This window comes from Microcystis sp. M53602_WE12 (assembly GCF_030065455.1).
Classification (GTDB): domain Bacteria; phylum Cyanobacteriota; class Cyanobacteriia; order Cyanobacteriales; family Microcystaceae; genus Microcystis; species Microcystis aeruginosa.
This window is the reverse complement of the sequence record NZ_JASJFB010000771.1, coordinates 1-2,669: the sequence shown is the minus strand read 5'-3', so window position 1 is coordinate 2,669 and position 2,669 is coordinate 1. Positions and strand designations below refer to the sequence as shown.

Annotated in this window: 6 protein-coding genes; all 6 read left to right on the top strand. The window is 40.1% G+C overall.

Going from position 1 to position 2,669, the window contains the following annotated elements:
* Positions 1–479: 479 nt before the first annotated feature.
* The 6 genes from PX482_RS23715 (at position 480) to PX482_RS23690 (ending at position 2,481) form a co-directional block, all read left to right on the top strand.
* A complete protein-coding gene (locus tag PX482_RS23715) occupies positions 480–686 on the top strand; it encodes a type II toxin-antitoxin system HicB family antitoxin (protein ID WP_039900529.1) in 207 nt (68 codons plus the stop codon).
* Positions 679–891 carry a type II toxin-antitoxin system HicA family toxin gene (locus tag PX482_RS23710; protein ID WP_002759169.1) on the top strand — a complete coding sequence of 71 codons (213 nt, stop codon included), beginning with the start codon at positions 679–681 and terminating at the stop codon, positions 889–891. The genes PX482_RS23715 and PX482_RS23710 overlap by 8 nt, the downstream gene beginning before the upstream one ends.
* A 118-nt stretch (positions 892–1,009) precedes the next feature.
* Positions 1,010–1,168: a hypothetical protein gene (locus PX482_RS23705; protein ID WP_288027896.1), complete on the top strand. Its 159-nt coding sequence runs from the start codon at positions 1,010–1,012 to the stop codon at positions 1,166–1,168.
* Between the two features lie 149 nt (positions 1,169–1,317).
* Complete coding sequence (locus PX482_RS23700) at positions 1,318–1,614, top strand: toxin-antitoxin system TumE family protein (RefSeq protein WP_002751505.1); 297 nt, start codon at positions 1,318–1,320, stop codon at positions 1,612–1,614.
* Positions 1,595–1,942: an HVO_A0114 family putative DNA-binding protein gene (locus PX482_RS23695; protein ID WP_002751511.1), complete on the top strand. Its 348-nt coding sequence runs from the start codon at positions 1,595–1,597 to the stop codon at positions 1,940–1,942. The genes PX482_RS23700 and PX482_RS23695 overlap by 20 nt, the downstream gene beginning before the upstream one ends.
* Before the next feature lie 257 nt (positions 1,943–2,199).
* Positions 2,200–2,481, top strand: coding sequence for a hemolysin XhlA family protein (locus PX482_RS23690; protein WP_002759172.1), 282 nt, complete (start codon positions 2,200–2,202; stop codon positions 2,479–2,481).
* Positions 2,482–2,669: the final 188 nt, after the last annotated feature.

The following is a 2,669-nucleotide window of genomic DNA, read 5'->3' as shown; positions in this document are numbered from 1 at the left end:
TCTTAAAATTACTGGTGCAAGTTGGGAATCTGGTAATGTACCGCAAGTCCTTCGTCATCGCTGTGCTTATCTAAATGGTTGCCTTTTTTAACTTTTTTATTGATCTCATTAAGCATTTCTACTTATTGCAAAGGTGAGATGCTCCCCAACGCGCCCAAGCTTATGTTAATTTAATTGAACAGTTGCTCACTTCTGCTGATGATGAGGAACTCAATAAGATTCTGCAAGCTAATCAGGAATTGATTGATCCCGAATTTTTGCAGGTGATGGAAAACTATGCAACAGGGTTAGAACAACAAGGAAATAATAATCCTGTTGCTTGGTTACGGAACATAGCGCAACAGTTGGGGCAGTTTCTCAACCCTCAAGCGAGAAGTATAGAGGAATATCAGGGGTTTTTATTAGAAGTATTACAAGCAGAAGCAGAGATTAATGATGGCCGTGCTATAATAACTGACAACGATTATTATTATAAAAATATGCAGTATAAAGTCAGTCTTAAGAAAACAGAAGAAGGATATGCTGTTTGGTGTCCCGGTTTACCCGGCTGTGCTTCTCAAGGTACAACAAAAGAAGAAGCTCTCAATAATATTCAAGATGCTATTGTGTCTTATTTAGAAGTTGCCGAGGAATTGAATCAAGGTGTAGAATCTTGTTATGTGGAAGTTGAATTAAATCATGCCTAGTCTTCCCGGAATTAATCATCAACGAGCCATTAAAGCCTTTGAAAAAGCAGGATTTAGGATTGTTCGACAGGGTAAACATATTACAATGACTGATGGAGAGCATATCTTAACAATTCCCAGAGCTAATCCAATTAATGCTTATACAATGGGAACAATTATTAAAGGTGCCGGAATGTCTATTGAAGAATTTAAAAAACTTTTGTGAAAGCATCGGATTAAGGTTATGGACGAAAAACGCACCCAAGCTTATCTAAATATCATCGAGTCGTTCTCTCGAAAAAATCACAGTCCATCACATAATCAGATCAATCACAGTACAGACAATGAATGAACAACACGCCCAAGCTTATGTTAATTTAATTGAACAGTTGCTCATTTGTGCTGATGATGAGGAACGAACTAATATTCTGCAAGCTAATATGGAATTGATTGACCCTCAATTTTTGCAGGTGATGGAAAACTATGCAACAGGGTTAGAATAATAAGGATACAATAATAACCATGCAGATTGATTTAACACAAAACTTTGGGCAATATCTCAATCCTCAAGCGAGAAATATAGAAGAATATGAGGTGTTTTTAACTGTTGGGGACATTGACAACAGGCCAAGGTGTTGTTAGTATATCCAACATGAAGGCTACCGCGCTCATTCGTCGTCGCGTCATCTTGGCCCCAGACGCATTCGCAGAAGTCACTGTCTGGCGTGTTCCCCAACCAGTTCTGCCATCGGAGCATCCTTACAAATATCGTCTCGCTTACATAGTCAACGGCAAATGTGTGTTGCGATATGATAACGAACGCGGTAAAGGCGATCACCGTCATTTCGATGGTGTGGAGTCTCTTTATGCTTTCTCTTCGCCAGACCAATTGATGGCCGACTTCAACTCTGACATTTTGAGGTGGAATTATGAACACGGTCGTTCTTGAAGTTCGCTCCTTGACTGACACCCTTGCCGATGCCGTTCAAGCGATGAAAACTGGTCGAGCAGAAAAAGAAGTTCGTATCAGTTTTGCTACCCCCGAACTTCTCTGGAAAGTTCTGACTGCCAAGCGGTGGGAACTCCTCAAAGCTATGTGCGGTGCTGGCCCCATTTCTATCCGTGAGGCGGCGAGGCGAGTACATCGGGATGTTAAAGCAGTACATGGAGATATTACGGCACTTTTAAATGTCGGTATTCTGAGCCGTGTAGCAGATGGGAGCGTAGAGTTCCCGTTTGAAGCGATCAAGGTTGAATTCATGTTGCAAGCCGTTTGATCGCCGGATTAGTAGCGATCGCGAATAAAGAGGACACATGAACCAAAAGTATTATCATTCTCAAAGGTAAGTAGGGAGGCGTTAAAAGTTGTCAGACACCCCCCTTATCAAGGGGGGATTAAGGGGGGATCGGCACCCCCCTTATCAAGGGGGGCAGGGGGGATCGAACCTAAAATCCATTTTTAATTTAATTATAACCAGCTATAAAATAGTGATAGTCGTGCCTATATTCCGATAATTATTAGGAGAATCATCAGATGTCAGTTACTATTGAACAAGATCTTAAAGAAGTTTTAGGTGAAATTAATCAGAAACTAGAAAATATTAATAGTCGCCTCACTAATTTAGAGGTTGGACAAGCTAGATTAGAAGAAAAGGTCGATGCTTTAGACAAGGATATTGAGAGGGTGAAAGAAGATACCAAAGAATTGAAAGGCTCTCAAAAGGCCCAGATTTGGACGTTAATCGGAATTTTGGGAACGGCTTTACTAGGAACGGTCATTCGCTACATTATTATTCCTTTTCCTCCTCAATCGTAAATATAATTATAACAATCACAGTACAGACAATGAATGAACAACGCGCCGGGAGCATCTCACTTATGCAATGAGTATTAATACTTATAGCAGTCAAAAACTAGAAAATCTTCAACTTGATCACAAAGAGAAATGAGATTATAATAGTTATAACTTACAATTCAGAATAGCTCTCGATGGGAGGAATAATT

Bases quoted from the DNA above. Each gene is read 5' to 3' on its own strand.
- PX482_RS23715 (WP_039900529.1), top strand. From the start codon at position 480: ATGCAGTATAAAGTCAGTCTTAAGAAAACAGAAGAAGGATATGCTGTT.
- PX482_RS23700 (WP_002751505.1), top strand. From the start codon at position 1,318: ATGAAGGCTACCGCGCTCATTCGTCGTCGCGTCATCTTGGCCCCAGAC.
- PX482_RS23705 (WP_288027896.1), top strand. From the start codon at position 1,010: ATGAATGAACAACACGCCCAAGCTTATGTTAATTTAATTGAACAGTTG.
- PX482_RS23690 (WP_002759172.1), top strand. From the start codon at position 2,200: ATGTCAGTTACTATTGAACAAGATCTTAAAGAAGTTTTAGGTGAAATT.
- PX482_RS23695 (WP_002751511.1), top strand. From the start codon at position 1,595: ATGAACACGGTCGTTCTTGAAGTTCGCTCCTTGACTGACACCCTTGCC.
- PX482_RS23710 (WP_002759169.1), top strand. From the start codon at position 679: ATGCCTAGTCTTCCCGGAATTAATCATCAACGAGCCATTAAAGCCTTT.